General features: G+C 72.7%; 15 protein-coding genes. 5 read left to right on the top strand and 10 right to left on the bottom strand.

Annotated elements, in window-relative coordinates; genetic code table 11:
- Positions 1-13 precede the first annotated feature (13 nt).
- The 8 genes from ACFYXS_RS12285 to ACFYXS_RS12250 form a co-directional block, all read right to left on the bottom strand.
- Positions 14-1048 (bottom strand): NAD-dependent epimerase/dehydratase family protein, encoded by a 1035-nt coding sequence (locus ACFYXS_RS12285; RefSeq protein WP_389246763.1) that lies wholly within the window; start codon positions 1046-1048, stop codon positions 14-16.
- A gap of 113 nt (positions 1049-1161) precedes the next feature.
- Positions 1162-2091 (bottom strand): LD-carboxypeptidase, encoded by a 930-nt coding sequence (locus ACFYXS_RS12280; protein ID WP_389246904.1) that lies wholly within the window; start codon positions 2089-2091, stop codon positions 1162-1164.
- Positions 2092-2141: 50 nt separating this feature from the next.
- On the bottom strand, positions 2142-4136 hold the full coding sequence (locus ACFYXS_RS12275) for a prolyl oligopeptidase family serine peptidase (RefSeq protein ID WP_389246761.1): 1995 nt from the start codon (positions 4134-4136) through the stop codon (positions 2142-2144).
- Entirely contained in the window at positions 4133-5470 is a 1338-nt protein-coding gene (locus tag ACFYXS_RS12270; RefSeq protein WP_389246759.1) for a M20/M25/M40 family metallo-hydrolase, read from the bottom strand. The genes ACFYXS_RS12275 and ACFYXS_RS12270 overlap by 4 nt, the downstream gene beginning before the upstream one ends.
- Positions 5463-6296 (bottom strand): M55 family metallopeptidase, encoded by an 834-nt coding sequence (locus ACFYXS_RS12265; RefSeq protein ID WP_389246757.1) that lies wholly within the window; start codon positions 6294-6296, stop codon positions 5463-5465. The genes ACFYXS_RS12270 and ACFYXS_RS12265 overlap by 8 nt, the downstream gene beginning before the upstream one ends.
- 196 nt (positions 6297-6492) lie before the next feature.
- Positions 6493-9012, bottom strand: a complete 2520-nt coding sequence (locus ACFYXS_RS12260; RefSeq protein WP_389246755.1) for a SpoIIE family protein phosphatase — start codon at positions 9010-9012, stop codon at positions 6493-6495.
- Positions 9013-9202: 190 nt separating this feature from the next.
- Positions 9203-11587 (bottom strand): MFS transporter, encoded by a 2385-nt coding sequence (locus ACFYXS_RS12255; protein WP_389246752.1) that lies wholly within the window; start codon positions 11585-11587, stop codon positions 9203-9205.
- Between the two features lie 150 nt (positions 11588-11737).
- Complete coding sequence (locus ACFYXS_RS12250; protein WP_389246750.1) at positions 11738-13249, bottom strand: GntP family permease; 1512 nt, start codon at positions 13247-13249, stop codon at positions 11738-11740.
- A 287-nt stretch (positions 13250-13536) separates the two neighbouring features.
- On the opposite strand from ACFYXS_RS12250, the gene ACFYXS_RS12245 reads away from it, so the two are divergent.
- The 3 genes from ACFYXS_RS12245 to ACFYXS_RS12235 are packed head-to-tail and all read left to right on the top strand — an operon-like array spanning position 13537 to position 16559.
- Complete coding sequence (locus tag ACFYXS_RS12245) at positions 13537-14766, top strand: CaiB/BaiF CoA transferase family protein (protein WP_389246748.1); 1230 nt, start codon at positions 13537-13539, stop codon at positions 14764-14766.
- Positions 14767-15711, top strand: a complete 945-nt coding sequence (locus ACFYXS_RS12240) for a hydroxymethylglutaryl-CoA lyase (RefSeq protein ID WP_389246746.1) — start codon at positions 14767-14769, stop codon at positions 15709-15711. It abuts the gene before it with no gap.
- A 56-nt stretch (positions 15712-15767) separates the two neighbouring features.
- The gene (locus tag ACFYXS_RS12235) at positions 15768-16559 is read left to right on the top strand and encodes an IclR family transcriptional regulator (protein ID WP_389246744.1); all 792 of its coding nucleotides are present in this window, start codon (positions 15768-15770) and stop codon (positions 16557-16559) included.
- A gap of 42 nt (positions 16560-16601) precedes the next feature.
- Here ACFYXS_RS12235 and ACFYXS_RS12230 read toward each other — a convergent pair whose 3' ends face one another.
- Entirely contained in the window at positions 16602-17048 is a 447-nt protein-coding gene (locus tag ACFYXS_RS12230; RefSeq protein ID WP_389246742.1) for an SRPBCC family protein, read from the bottom strand.
- A gap of 152 nt (positions 17049-17200) precedes the next feature.
- Positions 17201-18673 carry a glycerophosphodiester phosphodiesterase family protein gene (locus ACFYXS_RS12225; RefSeq protein WP_389246740.1) on the bottom strand — a complete coding sequence of 491 codons (1473 nt, stop codon included), beginning with the start codon at positions 18671-18673 and terminating at the stop codon, positions 17201-17203.
- A gap of 350 nt (positions 18674-19023) precedes the next feature.
- Between ACFYXS_RS12225 and ACFYXS_RS12220 the strand changes: the two genes are divergently transcribed.
- On the top strand, positions 19024-19899 hold the full coding sequence (locus tag ACFYXS_RS12220) for a GNAT family N-acetyltransferase (RefSeq protein ID WP_389246738.1): 876 nt from the start codon (positions 19024-19026) through the stop codon (positions 19897-19899).
- Between the two features lie 283 nt (positions 19900-20182).
- Positions 20183-20899 (top strand): DUF4232 domain-containing protein, encoded by a 717-nt coding sequence (locus tag ACFYXS_RS12215; protein WP_389246736.1) that lies wholly within the window; start codon positions 20183-20185, stop codon positions 20897-20899.

The raw sequence follows: 20899 nt of genomic DNA, 5'->3' as shown, positions 1-20899 counted from the left end.
TTATCCGTGCGGCTCAGGCCCCTTCGGCGAACTCGGCCATTCCGTCGGCGAATCCGACCTGCGGCTTCCAGCCCAGCTCGTCGCGCAACCGGGCGGACGAGGCGGTGATGTGGCGGACGTCGCCGAGCCGGTACTCACCGGTCGTCACCGGTTCCGGGCCGCCGCACGCCGCGGACAGGGCCCGGGCGAGGTCGCCGACGGTGCGCGGCTCGCCGCTGCCGACGTTGTAGGCGCGCAGCGTGCCGGGGGCGGCGCCGGAACCGGCGGCGGACCGGACGGCGGTGAGGGCGGTGACGTTCGCCGCCGCGACGTCACGCACGTGCACGAAGTCCCGCCGCTGGCCGCCGTCCTCGAAGACGCGGGGTGCCTCGCCGCGCGCCAGGGCGGAGCGGAAGAGCGCGGCGACGCCGGCGTAGGGGGTGTCGCGGGGCATGCCGGGGCCGTAGACGTTGTGGTAGCGCAAGGAGACCGCGCGGCCGCCCACGGCGCGGGCCCAGCAGGCGGCCAGGTGCTCCTGGGCGAGCTTGGTCGTCGCGTAGACGTTGCGCGGGTCGGCAGGGGCGTCCTCCTCGACGAGGCCGGGGCGCAACGGCTCGCCGCACTGCGGGCACGGCGGCTCGAAACGGCCCGCGTCGAGGTCCTCGGGGCGCCGCGGCCCGGGGCGTACGAGGCCGTGCCCGGCGCAGGTGTAGCGGCCCTCCCCGTACACCACCATCGAGCCGGCGAGCACCAGTTCGCGCACGCCGGCGCCGGCCATCGCCGCCAGCAGCACCGCGGTGCCCAGGTCGTTGCAGGCCACGTAGTCCGGCGCGTCGGCGAAGTCCTTGCCGAGGCCGACCATGGCTGCCTGGTGGCACACGGCGTCGACGCCGTGCAGCGCGTCGGCCACGGCCGCCGGGTCGCGGACATCGGCCCGCCGCGGTTCGGTGCCCTCGGGCGCGGGGCCGTCCGCGCGGTCCAGGATCCGGACGCCGTGGCCGTTTTCCACGAGGGCGGTGACGATGTGGGAGCCGATGAAGCCCGCGCCGCCTGTGACGAGTACCAGCATGCTGTCGACCGTATGTCCTGGCAGGCGCCACCCCGCCCGGACGCGCGCGGCCGTCAGGGGTTCGTAAGCTTCCGGAGGACCTCCGGGGACTGCCGGGGCGGCTGTGCCGGACGTCATCCGTCGAGGGCCGGCACCTCCAGGGTCAGCGTGCCGGCGTCGGCGTCGAGCACGGCGGGCACACCCAGCGGCACGGTGAGGCTCCGGTCGCCGTGGCCGAACCCGAGCTCCTCCACGACCGGTACGCCCAGTCCGCCGAGCCGGTCGCGCAGCACCTCGCGGACCCGCTCGTACGGGCCGCAGTCCCGCCAGGATCCGAGGGCGATGCCCGCGACGCCGTCCAGCAGGCCGGAGCGCAGCAGTTGCGTCAGCGCGCGGTCGATGCGGTACGGATCCTCGCCGACGTCCTCCAGCAGCAGGATGCCGCCGGCCATGCCGCCGCGGCCGTCCGGTGTACCGATCCCCGCGGTCATCAGGGACAGGCAGCCGCCGACGGTGATCCCGCGCGCCGTGCCGGGGACGAGCGTGCGCGCATCGGGGGAGCCGAGCACCCGCACGCTCCCGGGCTCGAAGAGCGTGGCCCGCACGTGGTCGCGGGTCGTCTCGTCCTTCACGAACGCCTGGGCGGCGATCATCGTGCCGTGCAGAGTGGCCAGGCCGAGCCGGAGCGCGAAGGCCTCGTGCAGCGCGGTGATGTCGCTGAAGCCGAGCAGCACCTTCGGGCCGGCCGCCCGCAGGGCGTCCCAGTCCAGCAGGTCGGTCATGCGCTGGGCGCCGTAACCGCCGCGTGCGCACAGGACGGCGGCCACGTCGGGGTCGCACCACGCCTGCTGGAAGTCGCGGGCGCGCGCGGCGTCCTCCCCCGCGAGGTAGCGGAATCGGGGGTGGCGGTCCAGGACGTGCGGTGCCACCACCGGGTCGAGCCCCCACTCCCGGAGGATGTCCAGCCCGGTGTCGAGTCGTTCCGGGACGACAGGCCCGCTGGGGGCGACGACGGCGACGCGGTCGCCGGGGACGAGCCGGCGCGGACGGACGAGGGGTGCCAGGGGCGCCGAGGGGTCGAGGGGATGCAGCGGGTTCAGGGGGTGCGAGGGTCTCACTTGCCGAGCTCCAGAGGGGGTACGCCGGGCGGGGTGAAGCCGAGGACCTGCCCGTAGAGGGCGAGTTCGGCCTCCAGGGAGGTGATGAGGCTGTCCTCGCGCCGGAAACCGTGTCCCTCCCCTTCGAACAGGAGGTACGCGTGCGGGATGCCGCGCCCGGCGATGCGGTCGAGGAAGCGCTCGCACTGCACGGGCCGGCAGATCACGTCGTCCGTGCCCTGCAGGAGCAGGAAGGGCACCGTGAGCCGGTCGGCGTGGGTGATCGGCGAGCGCTCGCGGTAGAGGTCGGGGACCTCGGCCCAGGAACCGACGAGCGAGTCCAGGTACTGCGACTCGAAGTCGTGGGTCTCGCCGCCCGCGGCCCAGCCGGTCAGATCGAGCAGGGGATACCGGATGACGCCGCAGGCGTAGACGTCGGTGGTGGTCAACGACGCCGCGCTGGTCCAGCCGCCGGCGCTGCCGCCGCGGATGGCGAGCCGGGCACGGTCGGCGGTGCCCTCCGCGGCCAGCGCCTCGGCGACGGCAGCGCAGTCCGCCACGTCGACCACACCCCACTGCCCCCGCAGCCGCTCCCGGTAGGCACGCCCGTAGCCGGTGGACCCACCGTGGTTGACCTCGACGACTCCGATGCCCCGGGAGGTGAAGTAGGCGACCTCCAGGTCGAGCACGAGCGGGGTGCGGCTGGTGGGGCCCCCGTGCACCCACACCACGTAGGGCGGCAGTTCGCCCTCGGGCGCCGTGAAGCCGGGGTTGCGCGGCGGGTACACCTGGGCGTGGATCTCCCGCCCGCCGGGCCCGGTGAAGACCCGTTCCGCGGGTTCCGGCACGAACGCCGGGTCCACGATGTCCTCGTGGGCGGCGCCGACGACGCGGCTGTGGCCCGTGCACGTGTCGAGTTCGACGACCTCGAAGGAGGTGCGCGCGGAGGCCGCGACACCGATGACCCGCGTGCCGGACGACGCCAGAGGGCCGGTCCACTCGCTCCACGGCCCCGGCACGTCGGCGAGTTCGCCGGTGGCCGGCTCGAGTATCCCGAGCCGCTGCGCGCCGCGCCCGTGGAGCACGGCGACCGTGCCGCTGTCGAGCGGCGCGAACCAGCGCGCCCCCATCTGCCAGGCCGGCCCGGCGAACTCCTCGTCGCGGGGGCAGAGGTTGACGGCCGCGCCGGTGGCGGGGTCGACGCGGTGCAGATTCCACCAGCCGGTGCGGTCGGCGGCCGCCAGAAGGGTGCCGTCCGCGGCCCACTCGGCCTGAGCGACCGATTCGGCGGGGCCGCCGAGGATCGTACGGGCGGGGCCGAAGGTCCCGTCGGCCGCGACCTCCGCGAGCCGGAGCTCGGTGCCGTCCCACGGCATGCGGGGGTGGTCCCAGGCGATCCAGACCGCCTGCCGTCCGTCCGGGGAGAGCCGGGGCGCGGTCACGAAGCGGTGCGTGTCGTCGGACAGTTCGCGCACGGCGTCCCGCGAGTCGGCCGCGGAGCCGTCCAACGGCACCGCCACGAGCACGCGGCGCAGGTCAAGGGGACCGTCGCCGGTGAACTCCTCCAGCACGCACCAGACCTCACCGCGGTCGAGGTGGAGCTGCGGGTCGGCCCACCGCAGCCCGTCGCCCACCGCCGAGACGGGGGTCAGCGGCCGGGGCACGGCATCGGCGGCCGCGGGCTCGTACGCGTAGAGCCGCTGGTCGGCGAAGTCGGCGAAGACGATCAGCGTCCCGGACGGCCCTGTCCCGCCCGTCCAGGCCCGGCCGCCGTACTCGATGACACGGGTGCGGACGTTCCACGGCGCGGGCAGCGGTGTGTCCACCGTGCCGTCGGCGAGCCGCCGCACCAGCGCGCGCCGGCCGCCCTCGGCGGGGCGGGGCTCGGTCCACCACACCTCCTCGCCGACGAAGCCGGGGAAGTCCGGGCGTCCGTCGTGGGCGGCGGCGGTGCGGGCGTCGACCGGCGACTCCCAGGCACCGTACGGCGCCGTGCGCGACGTCGGGTTCATCGCTCTCCTCCGGTGGTCGGGGTGTGCGCGCCGAGCAGGAACCGGTCCAGGACCCGGACGCCGAAGTGCAGCCCGTCGACGGGAACGCGCTCGTCGACGCCGTGGTACATGCCCGCGTAGTCGAAGCCCTCGGGCAGCTTGAGCGGCGAGAAGCCGTAACCGGTGATGCCCAGGCGGGAGAACTGCTTGGCGTCGGTGCCGCCGCCCATCACGAAGGGCACGACGTGCGCCCCGGGGTCGAAGTGCATCAAGGATTCGCGCATCGCCGCGAAGACCGGGCTGTCGACGGGCGCCTCCAGCGGGATCTCCCGGTGGTGGTACTCCCACGCGACGTCCGGTCCGGTGAGTTCGTCCATGGTGGTGGCGAACTCCTCCTCGCCGCCCGGCAGCACCCGTCCGTCGACGTGCGCGACCGCGTGGCCGGGAATGACGTTGATCTTGTAACCGGCTTCCAGCATGGTCGGGTTGGCACTGTTGCGGATCACCGGCTCGACGAGCGCGGCCGCCGTGCCGAGCTTGGTGAGCAGGGCGTCCACGTCCGCGAAGTCGGGCTCGACACCGTAGAGCGCGGCCAGTTCGGTCAGGGCGGCCCGGACGGTGGGGGTGATCCTCACCGGCCACTGGTGCTCGCCGATGCGGCTGACGGCCGAGGCGAGCCGCGTCACGGCGTTGGTCCGGTTCACCTTGGAACCGTGCCCTGCCCTGCCGTCGGCGGTCAGCTTCAGCCAGGCCGTGCCGCGCTCCCCCGCCGCGACGGGGTAGATCCGCTTGCCGGGGCCCGGGTGGAAGGTGAATCCGCCCGACTCGCTGATGCCCTCGGTGCAGCCACGGAACAGCTCCGCGTGCTGGTCGGCGAGGAAGCCCGATCCGTAGGCGGCGCTGTCCTCCTCGTCGGCGGTGAGGGCCAGCACGATGTCCCGTGCCGGGCGCACGCCCTCGCGTGACCACGACCGCACGGTGGCCAGCACCATGGCGACGGTGCCCTTCATGTCGATGGCGCCGCGTCCCCACACCACCCCGTCGCGCACCTCCCCGGAGAAGGGATGCACGCTCCAGTCGTCGGCCTGGGCGGGCACGACGTCGAGATGCCCGTGGACCAGCAGGGCGCCGTCCGCGCCGCCGGCCCCGGTGGCCTCGATGCGCGCCACCACGTTGGCACGGCCGGGGGCGGACTCCAGGACGGCGGCATCGATGCCGGCCTCGGCGAGCAGCCCGGCGGCGTACTCCGCCGCGGGGCGCTCGTTGCCGTCACCGCCGCCGTGGTTGGTGGTGTCGATCCTGATCAGTTCCGAGGTGAAGCGGACCGCCTCGTCGAGTGCCTGGGTGTCAGCCATACTGCTCCTCCACTGCTGACGAGACGAGGGTGGTCACCGCTTTGAAGCAGCGGATCCCCTCGTACATGGTCGGTGAGGTGTACGCGACGCGGCGCTCACCGGTGCGCTCGACGCCGGGCACCACGGCCGCGGCGCCCGCCAGGTGCTCCGCGTCCAGTTCGAGTTCGATCGTGAACGGTCCGGCCTGCGACGGTTCGTGCCGCACCGCGATGCCGGCCGCCTCCTTGGCCGCCGCCCGGATGTCCGCCGCGGTGCGGGCCGGTGGCCGGCACACCGCCGCGTACCGCGACACGTAGTCCTTGACGGCGACGGTCCGTGCCCCCGGGGCGTACCGGTGGGCGTCCAGCGCGGTGCGGTCGTCACCGGTGACCAGCACGACCGGCACCCCGTACTCCGCGACGACCAGGGAGTTGAGCCACCCCTCGCTCGCCCGGTCCCCGTCGACCCACACCCCGGTGATGGAGTTGGGGAGGTAGGTGTGGGCGAGCACCCCTTCCGTGCCCGCGCCGGTGTGGTAACCGACGAAGGCCACCCCGTCCACGTCCCCGTGCTGGACGCCCTCCACCATCGACAGGTCCTTGTGGCGGCCGGTGAGCATCTGGGCCCGCTCGTCCAACTGCTCCAGCAGCAGATTGCGCATGCTCCAGTGCGCCTCGTTGATCACGACCTCGTCGGCCCCGCCGTCGAAGAAGCCGGCGACCGCCGCGTTCACGTCCGAGGTGAACAGATGCCTGCAGCGTTCCCACTGGCCGCTGCCGGGCACGACGTCACCGGGCCAGGTCACCCCGGTGGCGCCTTCCATGTCCGCGCTGATCAGGATCTTCATGGCATGGAACGTTACGCAAGGTCATCGGCGCACACCAGGCCCCCACCCGGCCTGTGGAAAACTTCCGAGATCGACCCCCGATCGGCCCCCGGCCCCGCCCGGCCGGCCGACCCGGCCCGCCTCGCGCCGACCCCGAGCCGACAGCCGGAACGCCCCCGCGCCCGCGGCTTCGGGAGCACGTCGAGACCGCCGTCGATCACGTCCGCGCGGCGGCGCCCCGGCACGGCAGTTGCTGCTCGAACCAGACCGTCTTGCCCTGCGCCGTGCGGCTCGCGCCCCATTCCCGCGCCAGCCGGCTGACGATGCGCAGCCCGCGGCCGCTCTCCTCCTCCGGCCCCGCGCCGAGCAGGACGGGCAGCGCGTGGTCGTCGTCGGTGACCTCGCACAGCAGCGCGTCCGCGCGGACCAGGCGCAGCTCGACGTGGCGCGTGTGCGCGTGCCGCACGGCGTTGGTGACGACCTCGCCGACCAGCAGCGCGGCGGTCTCTGCGGCCTCCGGCGCGCCCCAGCGCTCCAGGGTGTCGCGGGTGAGCGTGCGGGCCCGTCGCACCTCGCGCGCGTCGAGGGCGAGCTGCCAGGTGACGACGTCCTCCCGCGCGATGCCGCCGAGCCGGGCCATCAGCAGGGCGACGTCGTCCTTGCGGCCGCCGCGCCGGCCCAGCGCGCGGATGACCGTGTCGCACGCCTCGTCCGTCGAGGCGGTCCGGCGCACGGCGCTCTCGCACAACGCCGCGAGTCCGGTGCCGAGGTCCTGACCGCGTGCCTCCACCAGTCCGTCGGTGCAGAGCAGCAGCCGGTCGCCCGGCGCGACCGGCACCCGCACGGTCTCGAAGGCCACTCCGCCGATGCCGATCGGCGCGCCCGTGGGCACGTCCAGCAGCTCGCCGCGACCGTCCTCGGCGCGGACCAGCACGGGCGGGACGTGCCCGGCGTTGCCGATCAGCAGCTCGTTGTGCACCGGGTCGTACACCGCGTACAGGCAGGTGGCCAGGTAGTGCTCGCCGAGCCGCTGCGCGAGGTCGTCGAGGCCGCGCAGCAGTTGAGCCGGCGGCAGGTCCAGTGCGGCCATGGTCTGCACGGCCGTGCGCAGCTGCCCCATGACGGCGGCCGCGCTCAGCCCGTGTCCCATGACGTTGCCGACGACCAGCGCCACCCGGGAACCGGGCAGCTTGACGGCGTCGAACCAGTCGCCCCCGGCCCGGCCCTGCCGAGTGCCGGGCAGGTGGCGGGTCACCACGTCGCAGCCGGGCATGCGCGCCGTGACCTGCGGCAGCATCCCGGCCTGGAGCGTGTCGGCGACGTTCTCCTGGTACGTGTACATGCGGGCGTTGTCGAGCACGAGCCCGGCGCGGGCGGCCAGTTCGGCGCCGGTCACACGGTCCATGTCGTTGAACGGCGGCCGCTCCTGGTGACGCAGCAGGATCATGAAGCCGAGCACCAGGTCGCGTGCCTTGAGCGGCACCACCAGCATGGAGCGGCCGGTGATCAGCGGCCGGATGTCCCGCTTCTCGAACTGCGCGGCGATCTCCTCGCCCATGGGTTCGGTGATCCTCGGCACGAGCACGGGCTGCCCGCTGGTCATGCACTGGAAGAACGGGGTGTGCTCGGGGAACGTCGTCGACTCGCCGAGCGGCACCACGTCGTCCCAGCGGCCGGGTTCGTCGGTGTGCTCCACGGCGACCTGGTGCCACCGGGTCGTGACGTCCGGCGGCCCTGCGGGGAAGTCCTCGCCGGCCTGCACCTGCGCGCGCAGGTAGGTGGCCGCCACGTCCGTGAAGCGGGGCACCACGACGGCGCCGATCTCCTGGATCGTGCGGGACACGTCCAAGGAGCTGCCGATGCGCCCGCTGACCTCGTTCAGGAACTCCAGGCGCTCCCGGACGGCGGCGTACTCGAGGTCGGGTTCCGCCGCCACGGCCGCGGCGGCCCCGGGGTCGGCAGCGGCCTCTCGGGCGGCGCGCAGCCCGTCGGCGCGGCGCTCGGCCCTGCGGGGCACGCCCCAGTCGGGGGTGACCGGGACGCGGTCGTGCCGGCTGATCTCCAGGACGGGGTAGCCGAGTTCGAGGACTTGGGAGACGATCCGGCCGCTCTCGGCGACACCCATGCTGGGCAGGATCTCCGGCAGTCGCTTGGCGAGCCCTTCGGCGCCGGGGAACTCGGTGTGCAGGGCGAAGGCGGGCGCGATCCGCTCGAACTCACCGGTCGCGTCGGCGTCCTGCCCGGGTCCGATGTGCAACTGGGCCGCGTCGGCGGCGAGTACGAGAAGCGTCTCGGACCCCGGCCCGACCAGCGGGTAGGACCACCAGAGCACGTCCACCGGGGCGTCGTCGACAACGGTGTCATGGCTACGGTTGAGACGGGCGCGCCCCGCGGTGGGGTAGGAGGTCTCGCCGCTCAGCGAGGCGTCGAGGTCAGGACCCGCGTAGGGGCCGAGGGAACCGGGACCGTAGGCGGCGCCGCTGACGGTGTCCGTGCCGTAGGGGCCGCCCGCCCCGTCGCCGAGGGCACCGGTCACGGGCAGCAGGTCGATCGCGGAACGGCCGATCGCCTGCTCGCGGGTGCTGCCGAAGAGTTTGCGGGCGCCGGTGCTCCAGTGGGAGACCAGCCCGTCGCGGTCCACGACGACCACGGCGAGCGGAATGCGTCCCGAAAGGCCCGTACGCTGCGGCGGCAGCCCCGGACGGCTGCCCTCCCCGAGCGGGGTGCGACGTTCCATGACGCGCTCGGCTCCTTCCCCTGTGGCGCCGGACACCGATCGCGGCCGGGCGTGGTCGGCGCCCCGCACAAGATCTGCGGCTCCGCCACCACGGTACGACCGTCACCGGGTGCCGCGCGCGTCATTGCGGCAAACTTGCGTACTCCAATGTGAAATTGACAGAACGTCACTGACGAAGAGAGCCCGTGCGTCAGTCCTCGTAGCCGAGCAGCACGTCGCGTTCGGTGCGTCCGCCGCCGGTCAGACGCAGCACGGTGGCCACCGGCGGATAGCCGGAGGCGATCACCGTGTACTCGCCCGCGGCCAGGTCCACGAAGCGGAAGGTCCCGTCGGCCCCGGTCGTGACGGTGTCCAGGACGTTGCCGGCGGCGTCCAGGAGCGTGACCCGCGCGTCCTCCACCGGCCGTCCGCCCGGGGCGCGCACGGTGCCGCGCAGCATGGCGCCGCCGGCCAGTTCGACGTCCTGCCGGGTCTCCCTGGCGGCCTGGACGGAGACCGGGAGGGCCGCGGGCCGGTAGGCGGGGGCATTGGCGGCGAGCGTGTACTCCCCGGCGATCAAGTCGGTGAGGGTGTAGTCGCCGTCCCGGCCGGTCCGCGCGCCGGCCACGACGTCGCCGCCGGCGTCGGTGAGCGTCACCGTCGCCTCGCGCACCGGAGTGCCGTCGGCGGTGTGCACGATCCCGGCGAGCCGTCCGGCGCCACCGAGCACGACGTCCAGTTCCACGGGCCGTTCGCCCACGGTGACGCTCACGGCCTGCGGCTGGTGTCCCCCGGCCGCCGCGATCAGCACGTAACTGCCGCCGCCCGGCGTGCTCAGCGCGTACCGACCGTCGTCGCCCGTGGCGCCGCGACCGACCTGACGCCCGGTCACGTCGATGAGCGTCAGCGCGGCACGCGCCACGGTGCTGCCGTCGGCGTGCTGGACCGTGCCGCACACCGGGACACCGGCGAGGTCGGCCTTGCGGGCAGTGGGGACGTGCTGGGTCACCAGGGGTTTCTCTTTCAGGAAGAAGGCGAGCAGGAATCCGATCGCGAGGACGGGCACCAGGTAGAGGAAGATGCGCGGCATCGCGGTGGCGTACGCCTGCACATAGGCGTCGCGGAATGCGGCCGGCATCGCGTGCACCATCTGCGGCGTGATCGACTGCGGGTCCGGCAACTCGGCGCCGCGCGGCAGTCCCGCGGCCAGCCGGTCCGCGAGGCGGTTGGCGAAGAGGGTGCCGAAGACCGCGGCGCCGACCGAACCGCCGATCTGCCGGAAGTAGTTGTTGGCGCTGGTGGCCGCGCCCAGGTCGGTGGGGCGCACCGAGTTCTGCACGGCCAGGATCAGCACGGGCAGCACCAGGCCGATGCCGAGTCCCAATACCGCCATGTAGACGCTGTACTCGGCACGCGGGGTGTCGATGTCCAGCCGCGACAGCAGCCACATGCCGAGAACCGACAGCGCCCCGCCGAGCAGGGGGAAGACCTTGTAGCGGCCGGTGCGGCTGATGAGCTGGCCGGAGACGACCGAGGCCAGCACGACGCCCAGCATCATGGGGAGCATCAGCAGTCCGGACTCGGTCGCGCTGACCCCGTTCACCATCTGCAGGAAGGTGGGCAGGTAGCTGGCCGCGCCGAAAAGCCCGACCCCGGTCACGGCGCCGATGAGGGCCGACACGGTGAAGATCCCGTCGCGGAACAGCCGCAGGGGGATGACCGGTTCCACGGCGAACCGTTCCACCACGACGAAGAGCACCGCGCAGCACGCCGCCCCGGCGCCCAGTCCGATCACGACGTCCGAGTCCCACGCGTACGTGGTGCCGCCCCAACTCGTCAGCAGCACGGCGCAGGTGGAACCGACGGCCAGCAGCAGCGCCCCCAGCACGTCCAGTCGCGGCCGCACGGCGGGCCGCGGCAGCCGCAGCACGACGGCGATCACGGCGAGGGTCAGCAGGCCGAAGGGCACGTTGATGTAGAAGCACCAGCGCCATGAGGCGTGGTCGGTGAAGAAGCCGCCGAGCAGCGGTCCCGCCACCGAGGCCAGGCCGAACGCCGCGCCGATCAGGCCCATGTAGCGGCCGCGCTGCCGCGGCGGGACGATGTCCGCGATGATCGCCTGCACGCCGATCATCAGGCCGCCGCCGCCGATGCCCTGGACGGTGCGGAAGGCGATGAGCTCGTTCATGGTGCGCGACCAGCCGGCCAGCGCGGAGCCGACGACGAAGACGACGATGGCGAACTGGAAGACGATCTTGCGCCCGAAGAGGTCGCCCAGCTTGCCGTAGAGCGGCAGTCCGATGGTCGACGCGAGCAGATAGGCCGTCACGGCCCACGACATCCGGTCCAGCCCGTGCAGTTCCCCGACGATCTTGGGGAGTGCGGTCGCCACGATCATCTGGTCGAGTGCCGCGAGCAGCAGGGTCAGCATCAGGCCGAGGAAGACCAGCCGCACCCTGCGGGGCGTGAGGTCCGCGGCGGGGATCCCGTGGCCGAAGGACGCGCCGTCGTCCGCGCCCGCGCCCGCTCCGGCGCCGGACTCGTCGGCGAGGGGTTCGCTCTGCTCGGTCAGCGTCGTCGCCATGGTGCTGCCCATCGCCGTGTCCACTCCCCTCGTCGCGCCTGACCTTTCGACAACGATCAAATGGCCCGGGGATGCGCCGTGGACGGACGGAACCACCCGTTCAAGTGACGTGCTCGCAGGTCCGTGCCCATGCCGGGCGCTGGAAGCGGGGGGTGACCTGCGTCAAAGGAACAGACTCAACGGGAGGAGCAGCAGGGCGGCGACGACGGAGGCCACCGAGACGCCGACCGTGCACGTCTTGAGCGTGCCCCGGGTGGTCTGCCCCATCAGCGACTGCAGCAGCCAGAAGGTGTTGCTCGTGACGTGCACGGCGAAGAGCGAGCCGGCGCCCACGGCGAGCGCGACCAGGACCGGGTCGAGTCCGAGGCCGGGCGCGATCGGGGCGAGGATGCCGGCTGCGGTGATGGCGGAGATGGTGACCGAGCCGATGGCCATGTGCAGCACCGCCGAGACCGCCCAGATGAGCAGCAGGGGCGCGACGGCGCCGGCGGTGAAATAGCCGCGCAGGATGCCGCCGAGACCGCTCGCCGACACCACCGCGGCCAGCGATCCGCCGACCGCCGTCAGGATGAGGATCTGACCGCTCTCCCTGAACCCGCGCGCCACGGCGCGCTCCACCCCCTCGCGGCCCACGGCGAACCTGCCGACGAGCACCGTGCCGACGAGGCCGGTGAGCAGCGCGACCACGGGGTTGGCGATGAAGGAGAGGACGACGTTCTTGACGCCGATCGCGTCGACGACGGCGCCGGTGGCGATCATCAGCAGGGCGGCCAGGAGCGGGGCGAAGCGTACGAGCAGGCCCGGACCGCCGCCCGGAGCCGGGACCGCCGCGCCTTCCGGGGCGGCGGCCGGACCGGTCGCGGACCGGCTCACCGGCGGGCGGCCCGGTCCGGCCGGACCCGGGGAGCCGGCCCGCGGGACGGCGCCGACGAGGGCGGCCGTCGGCAGCGCCCGGGACGTCGCCGGACGTGCCGGCTCCCCGGTGCCGTCCGCGGCCGCCGGGGTGCCGGGGACCGCGGGGTCCATGGTGGTGCTCTCGTCGGTGGCGCTGTTCCAGAAGCCCCGCCGGAACAGGAAGGTCATGACCGACACCGAGATCAGGATCGTCGGGACGACCAGGACCAGCCCCCACAGCAGCATCGTGCCCAGGGGTACGTGCAGCAGGGCGGCAAGGGCGAGCGCGCCGACACCCGGCACCATGAGCACGATGCCGCTCTCCAGGCCGATCGCCAGAGCGGCCGCCATGCGGGCGGAACCCAGGGGGCCGATCCGGCGGGAGGCGGTCCGGGCCAGCGGCGCGCAGATGACGAGGAGCACGTCCAGGTAGATCGCCTGCAGCAGTGTGCCGATGGTCAGCGCCATGGAGTGCGGCAGCCGCCGGGGACCGAACAGCTTCAGCAGGCGCCCGACCAACTGCTCGATCGCGCCCATCTCCTGCAGGAGCGAGCCCATGAGCACACCGAAGGCGATCAGCAGGCCCACCTCCGCCATGATGTCGCCGAAGCCGGTGGTGATGGTCCTGACGGTCCTGTCGGGTCCCAGCCCGGTCGCCAGCCCCAGGTAGAGCGAACCCACCACAAGGGAGATCACGGGGTTCACGCGGAAGCGGACGATCAGCACGACGATGGCGACGATCGCGACGGCGGTGTTGGCCAGTACGGAGATCTCGGACATCCGCTCGCTCCCTTGCACACACGGCGCCGGGGGGAGGCGAGTACGGCCAGGCGCCCCGTCGCGGTGCGGAAGCGGCTCGTCCACAACCGGCTCTGTGAGACGGCATCTCACCATGAGGGTACTCCGCTGCACCGGTCCGTGCGTGCGCATGGGCCTGCGCTCTGGGTGTACGGCTCTTCCGTCGAATTACGTCACCATCAAAGCCCTATATCAGACTTTTGACGCGAAGCACCTCGACCCACATACTGGAAACAGACATCACGATATGGGTTGCGAGGTGATCGCAGATGCCCGAATCGTCTGCGAGGCATGGAGAGGCGTCCGGCCCCCTCACGGGCCTGCGCGTCCTGGAGATGGGCAACTTCATCGCCGCCCCGTCGGCCGGCCGTCTCATGGCGGACCTCGGGGCCGACGTCGTCAAGGTGGAACGGCCGCGCGGCGGCGACGAACTGCGCCGGTGGCGGCTCCACGAAGGCGACACCTCGCTGCTGTTCCGTGCGATGAACCGCAACAAGAGGTCCCTCACGCTCGACCTCCGGCACCCGGAGGGCCGCGTGGTCGCCCTCGCCCTGATCCGCCGCTGCGACGTCGTGCTGGAGAACTTCCGCCCCGGCACCCTGGAGCGCTGGGGACTCGCCCCGGATCTCATGCGCGCGGTCAACCCCGGCCTGGTCCTGGCCCGGATCTCCGGCTACGGGCAGACCGGGCCCTACCGGGACCGCCCGGGCTTCGGCGGCGTCGCAGAGGCCGTGGGCGGGCTGCGCCACCTCACGGGCTACCCCGACCGGCCTCCCACCCGGCTGGGCATCAGCCTCGCCGACTCCGTGGCCGGCCTGTACGCGGTCGCCGGGACCCTGGCCGCGCTCCACCGCCGCGCCGCCACCGGGCGCGGCGAGGTCGTGGACGTCGCCCTCTACGAGGCGGTGTACTCCCTGATGGAGTCCCTGACGCCCGACTACGACGCCTTCGGGATCGAACGGGAACGCGCGGGCGGCGCGCTCCCGGGGATCGTGCCGTCCAACACCTATGCGTGCCAGGACGGGCGTTACGTGGTGATCAGCGGCAACGGGGACGCCGTCTTCCGGCGCCTGATGACCGTCATCGGCCGGCCCGGCCTGGCGGACGACCCGCGCCTGGCGGACAACGCGGGCAGGGTGCGCCACGTCACCGAACTCGACGCGGCCATCGGGGCCTGGACCGCGGGACTGCCCCAGGAGGAGGCCCTGATGCGCCTGGACGCCGGCGACGTCCCCTGCGGCCCGATCTACACCGCGGCCGAGATCGCCAAGGACCCGCACTTCGCGGCACGCGGCATGCTGGAGCGCCATCGGGTCGCCATCGCCCCCGGATGGCACCAGGACGTGGCCTTCCCCGGCGTGGTCCCCAAACTGTCCGAGGCGCCCGGCCGTACGCGCTGGCTCGGCCCGGAGCTGGGCGAGCACACCGACGCCGTCCTGGCCGAAGTCGGCATAGGCGCCGCCCGCCGGCAAGAACTGCGCGATCTGGGGGTGGTGTGAATGCCCGCCACCGCCGACCAAGTGCTGATCACGGACGTCCTGCTCCGTGACGGCCTCCAGAACGAGCCCGTCGTCGTCCCCACCACAGACAAACTGCGCCTGGCGTACGGACTGCTGAACGCCGGCCTGACCTCACTGGAGGTCGGATCGTTCGTCCACCCCGAGAAGGTCCCGCAGATGGCGGACACCGGTCTCCTGATGGAGCGGCTGCGGCCGGGGGAATCGGTCTCGCTGCACGCCCTCGTCCTCAACGAACGGGGAGCGCGGCGCGCGGTCGAGGCCGGGGTGCGCGACGTCCGGCTGACCGTCTCCGCGAGCGACGGCCACAGCCTCGCCAACGCCGGGGTGCCCCGGGACGCGGCACTGGCGCGGCTGGATCCCGCCGTCGAGCTGCTGACCGCCGCCGGGGCACGCCTGGAGGCGACCATCGCCACGGCGTTCATCTGCCCGTTCGACGGCGGGACGGACCCGGCCACGGTCGTGGAAGTCGCCCGCCGGCTGGCCGCGTTCGGCATCCGGGTGCTCCATCTCGCCGACACCATAGGGGCGGCCGGTCCCCTGCACATCCGCCGCACCGTCGCGGCCGTGCGGGAGGCGCTGCCCGATCTCCCGCTCGGCCTTCATCTGCACAACACCTACGGCATGGCGCCGGCGAACGTCTGGGAGGCCCTCCGCCTGGGCGTGCGCCGCTTCGACGCCGCTCTCGGCGGCATCGGCGGCTGCCCGTTCGCCCCGGGCGCCGCCGGCAACCTCGGGACCGACGACCTGGTGAATCTCTGTCACCACGCGGGGATCGCCACCGGCATCGACGTCGGCCGCCTCACGGCGGTGCGCGAGGAACTGCGGATCCTGCTCGGCCACCGGCTCGACTCCGCGCTGTCCGCGGTCTCGGCCGCGCCGCTGCCGCTGGGCCTCGCCGCCGCGACCGCCGACATGACCGGCTGACATACGGTAGCCGTCGTACGAGACGGACGTCCGGCCCGGAAGACGCGGTGATGCGCATGAGCGAGAAGGCGGGGGCCGCGCCCCTGCTGGTCCTGCAGAAGATCCGGCAGATCCTGGAGTGCTTCACCATCGAGCGGCCCGAACTCAATCTGCAGGAGATCACCCGGGCCACGGGCCTGCCGGGCAGCACCTGCCAGCGCCTGGTGCACAACCTGGTACGGGAGGGCTTCCTCGACCGCGACGGGGACGTCTACCGGATCGGACTGCGCTTCGTCCAATGGGCGGCACCGGGCGCCTTCGGCCTCGACCTGGTGCGGCTCACCCGACCCGCACTGCAGCGACTGCGCGACCGGAGCGGGGAGACGGCCTGCCTCTATGTGCGGGACGGAGCGTTCCGCACCGTTGTCTCCCTCGCCGAGACGCACCATGTGGTGATGCGGCTGTTCGCGGTGGGCATGGTGATGTCCCTGCACGCGGGTTCGGCGGGGAAGGTCTTCATGGCCTTCGACCCCACGGCCCGCCGCGACGCGGTGGGCCACGGCCTCACCCGCCACACACCGCGCACCGTGGTGGACATCGACCTGCTGGACGACCAATTGGAGGAGATCCGCAGAACGGGCTTCTCCGCCACCTTCGAGGAGCGCGACATCGGCGCGGCCTCGATCAGCGCTCCGGTCTTCGGCAGCACCGGAGAGGTGGTGGCCGCCCTCGGCATCGGCGCGCCGACGCAGCGGCTCACTCCGGCCGACGTGGGAAGGCTCGCCCCTTGTGTCGTCGAGGCCGCCGCGGAGGCCTCCCGCTGCCTGGGCTACCGGCCCGGTATCCGGAACGGCGCCGGCGCGCACTGAGCGCGCCTGCGCCGTTCCGGCCGAGCGGTTCACTCCCGCTCGCTACTGCTTCTCGGTCTCGGCGGCCAGTCGGGCGAGCACCTCGTCCTGGATGCGGTTGAGCCCCTTGGGCGCGAAGGTGCGCTCGAAGAATCCGCCGATGCCGCCCGCGCCGGTCCAGGTGGTGGTGACCACGGCCTTGGCGCGGCCCTCGCCCGCCGGGGTGACCGTCCAGGTGGTCACCATGGAGGAGTTGCGGTCGGTCTCCACGAGCTGCCCCGGGGTGGGCTCGGTGACCGCGAACAGGCAGTCGCGGATGCGCTTCTCCGTCGCCTGCAGCTTCCAGTGCACCAGGGTGCCGGCGCCGCTTCCGCCCTCCCGCACCTCGTACTCGCTGTACTGCTCGGGCAGCAGCCGCTGCCGCGTCCCCGCGTAGTCGGCGAGCGCCGCGAAGACGCTCTCCGGGCTCGCCGCGATCTCGCGCTGGGTGGTGGCCTCGACCTGTGCCATCGCCGTCCTCCGGTGCCTTGCCGTGATCCGTGTGCCGTCGACGGCAAGCCAATCACCACGGGAGTGCCCCCGCGAAATCGGCGGCCCCCACCGGGGCGGTCGGGAGGCCCGCGTCCTGGCCGGCCCCCGTCCGGGGGCCGGCCAGGAGTGCATCAGCGGCGCACCGGGGCGAGCTGCAGGTAGTCGAGGTTCCAGTTCTGGTAGGCGTCCTGGGGAAGGCTGATGCGGAGGGTGTGCCGGCCGGCGGTGAGCCGCTGCTCCACGCCGCTGGGCTGCAGGACTTCCTTGCTGTGGCTCGTGGTGTTGTGGATGTCGACCCGCCTGCTCTCGGCACCGCCGTCGAACGAGACGGTGTAGGTGCCCGCGGGCGAGTACGGCGAGGAGGCCCGGGCGGAGAGCGCGTACGTCCCGGTCCGCGGGACGTCCACGTCGTAGGTCAGCCACTCGCCGCCGCGCATCCAGCCGACCCGGACGTTGCCGTCGGCGTCCTCGATGTCGACGTCCTCGCCGGGCCGCATCTTCAACCCGCCGTTGTTCCCGCCGTCGTTGTCGTGGTAGCCCTTGTCCTCGCCAGGCAGGAAGTCCTCGGCCTGGACCCGTACGCCGCCGTGCGGCAGCGGGTCGCCGTCGCCGGTGCGGAGCCAGGACTCGAACGCCTCCACGTCGTCCGTCTGGAAGACCGTGGTGTCGAAGCTGCGCGCGAGGGCCTCCCAGCCCCGCAGCGGGTCGGTCAGCGACGCCTCGTCGGTCATGTGGTCGGACAGGCCGTTCCACATGGTGTTGTTGAAGACGCGGCTGTGCCGGGCCACGGCGTCGAGGAACGGCTTGCGGGCGACGGCGTCCTGGATGCTGTCGTAGTTCACCTCGTAGGCCGCCGGCTGGTCGTCGCCGAACGCGGCCACGGCACCCAGGTTGTCGTCCGTGATCATGTGCATGTAGAGGGCGCCCTTGTGGGTGGCGAGGAAGTCCTGGACCTCCGGCACCGGGGCGTCGCTCTTGTAGAGGCCGTTGTGGACGGTGCCGGTCCGGGTGAGCACCTGCCAGACCTGCTCCCGGAACGGCCAGCCCTTGTCCAGGTTGACCAGGCCCCGGTTCCTGGCGAGTTGCATCGCCTCCTCCAGCGTCGGCACCTGCTGGTCGGTGACCGCCGCCTGGGCGCCGCCGAGTCCCTCGCGCAGGCGGAGCTGATCGATCTGGGCGAGCGTCATGTCGGCGACCGCGCCGCGGCCGTTGGTGGTGCGGTCGACGGTGGTGTCGTGCATCAGGACGGGAACGCCGTCCTTCGTGAGCTGGATGTCGGTCTCGATCATCTCCGCACCGTCGTCATAGGCGGCCTCGAAGGCCGCCAGCGAGTTCTCGGGGGCCTTGCGCCACTGGCCTCGGTGCGCCGTGGTGAGGATCTTCGCGTCGGAGCCGTGGTCGAGCAGATCCCGGAAGGCGCGCACGGCCGGCGTGCTCCCGGACTTGCCGGGACCTCCGAAGATGTACGACGGGCCGTCCGAACCGCGGCCGGAGGCCAGGCCGACATCGGCTGACGGGAGACCCCCGCCGTGCACGGCAGCGGCCGCGGCCGGCGTCAGGGAAGCGGCGACTGCGGCAACACCACTCACAACTGATCTGTTCATGGGCCGGAGAGTAGAAAGACGGCGGGAAGGGACGACGTACGTCGTATGCCTCCCCTAAGTCGGAGAATTGAACATCGCCGCTCTCGAGGACGGCACGGAAATTCAATGGCGCGACTTTACGATCGCCCCCACCAACTACGCACACCAGTTCACCGGTTGCGGTATCCGCAGCGCCATGGGAACCCGTCGCACCGAAATGACGGTGCGGGCCCGGCAGTCACGCGCCGAAAAGATGTGGCACGGACGTTCCATGCCGTGCGCGACGCGGCGGGAGACAGTGCGAGAATCATGACGGCACCGCCCTTCGGTGAGGCCATGTGCAAAACCGTACGCACCACATAGGAACACGCATGACTATTCCCGCGGACATCCTCCCTCTCCTGGAACAGGCGGAGGCGGAGCAGATGCACGAGTTCGAGAGCCTGGTGCCCGGCCAGGAGCGCACCGCTCTGACCATGGCCTCGCGGCGCCTGCACGGGGGCGTCTGCACGGCGGTCGGAAGTGATCCCGACGGATTCTGGAGCAAGGCGCTCGGCTTCGGCTTCGCGACGCCCGTGACGGCGGACCTGGTGAGCGATGTCATCGCCTTCTACGCCGAGCACCGGCCCGCCGTGGCCGTGCTGCAGTTGGCTCCTTCGGTACTGCCCGCCGACTGGGACGAGATCGCCGCGGAGGCCGGATTCGAGCGCAAGGCCGGTGCCGTCAAGTTCGCCGCGCCCGTGGAGACCGTCCTGGCCGCGGGCCGGGCGGCCGGCGGGTCCTCGGACCTGGCGGACGGGTTGTCGGTCCAGGCGGTGCGGCCGGAGGACGCCGTGCCGTGGGCGTCCGCCGTTGTCAGCGGCATGGGGATGCACGAGAACTGCTTCCTTCCCGGTTCCGTCGCCACCGTGGGGCACCCCTCGTGGCGGCCCTTCGGCGTCCGGGACCGCGAGGGGCGGTTCGTCGCCGGCGGAAACCTGAGGGTGCACGGCCGCGTGGCCACGCTCTTCGCCGGCTCGACCCTGCCGGCGGCGCGCAATCGCGGGGCCCAAGGCGCGCTCATCCGGGCCCGGGCACTGGCCGCCCGCGAGGCGGGATGCGAATGGCTCGTCGTCGAGACCGGCCCCTCGACACCCGAGAACCCCAACCCCTCGTACCGGAACATGATCAGGCACGGTTTCGAAGTCGCCTACCAGAGGCCGAACTGGGTCTGGAAGCCGGCGGCCATTGGCGCCGGGATTCAATGAGCCTGTCCCTGAGATTCCATTCCCTGGATTCCGGTGGCGTGTGCGGGCGTCCTCTACGGGGTCCGGCGACCGCCGGACCCGGAATGCCCTCCGCGGGGTTTCCTGTCAGGAAGTCGTCGGGATTCGAGCACGGCATTGTTTCGTGTGTCGCCGATCGGTAACCGATCGTCGGTGACGGGGTAACGGGGACTCGGCAAGGCTGGTGCGGGAGCGGAATCGCCCGCCACAGTGGTGATCACGACGGGGGAACACCCCGTGGCCCCTTCAGGAACAGGAATTTCCCGTGAAGAACACCACCACCCGCCGTGCCGTACCCGTACTCGCTCTGGCGCTCGCCGGTCTGACCCTGACCGCGTGCGGCGCGGGCGGCAGCGGGGCCTCCGGTGCCGCATCGGCCCCGTCGTCGACGGTGGCCTCCGCCGGCTCCGGGTCCTCGGGCGGCTCGGCAGGCTCGGGCAGTTCCGGCTCCCCGAACGGCTCCGGCACCTCCGGGGGCGACGCCTCGCCGGAGGGCGGCCGCACCGGCGGACAGGACGCGGCCCAGGATTCCGGGGCCGGCTCGGGCCGTGACGGCGGACCCCAGCGATGCGCCTCCGCCCACCTGCGGGTCTCCGCCGAGAACGTCGACAGCGGCGCAGGCACGACCCACTTCCAGCTGGTCTTCCAGAACACCGGAAGCGCCCCGTGCACCCTCAGCGGCTTCCCCGGCGTGTCCTTCCACGGCCGTGACGGCGCCCAGATCGGCAACGCCGCAGACCGCACCGGCGGGAGTGGCACCGCCGTGACCCTCATCCCGAACGCCCATGCCGCCGCCGACGTCCAGGCGCCCAACGGGCAGAGCGGCTACTCCGAAAGCGAGTGCGCGCTGAAGAGCGTGTCCTTCATCGGCGTCTTCCCGCCCGGCTCCAAGGACCAGATCGACGTTCCCTGGAAGGCCGACGAATGCAGCGGCCGTGGCATCCACGCCCTTTCCGTCGGCCCGGTCCACGCCACACGCTGA

Origin of the sequence: Streptomyces sp. NPDC002574 (assembly GCF_042889545.1) — a bacterium.
GTDB lineage: Bacteria > Actinomycetota > Actinomycetes > Streptomycetales > Streptomycetaceae > Actinacidiphila.
This window is presented reverse-complemented; position numbering and strand designations above follow the sequence as displayed.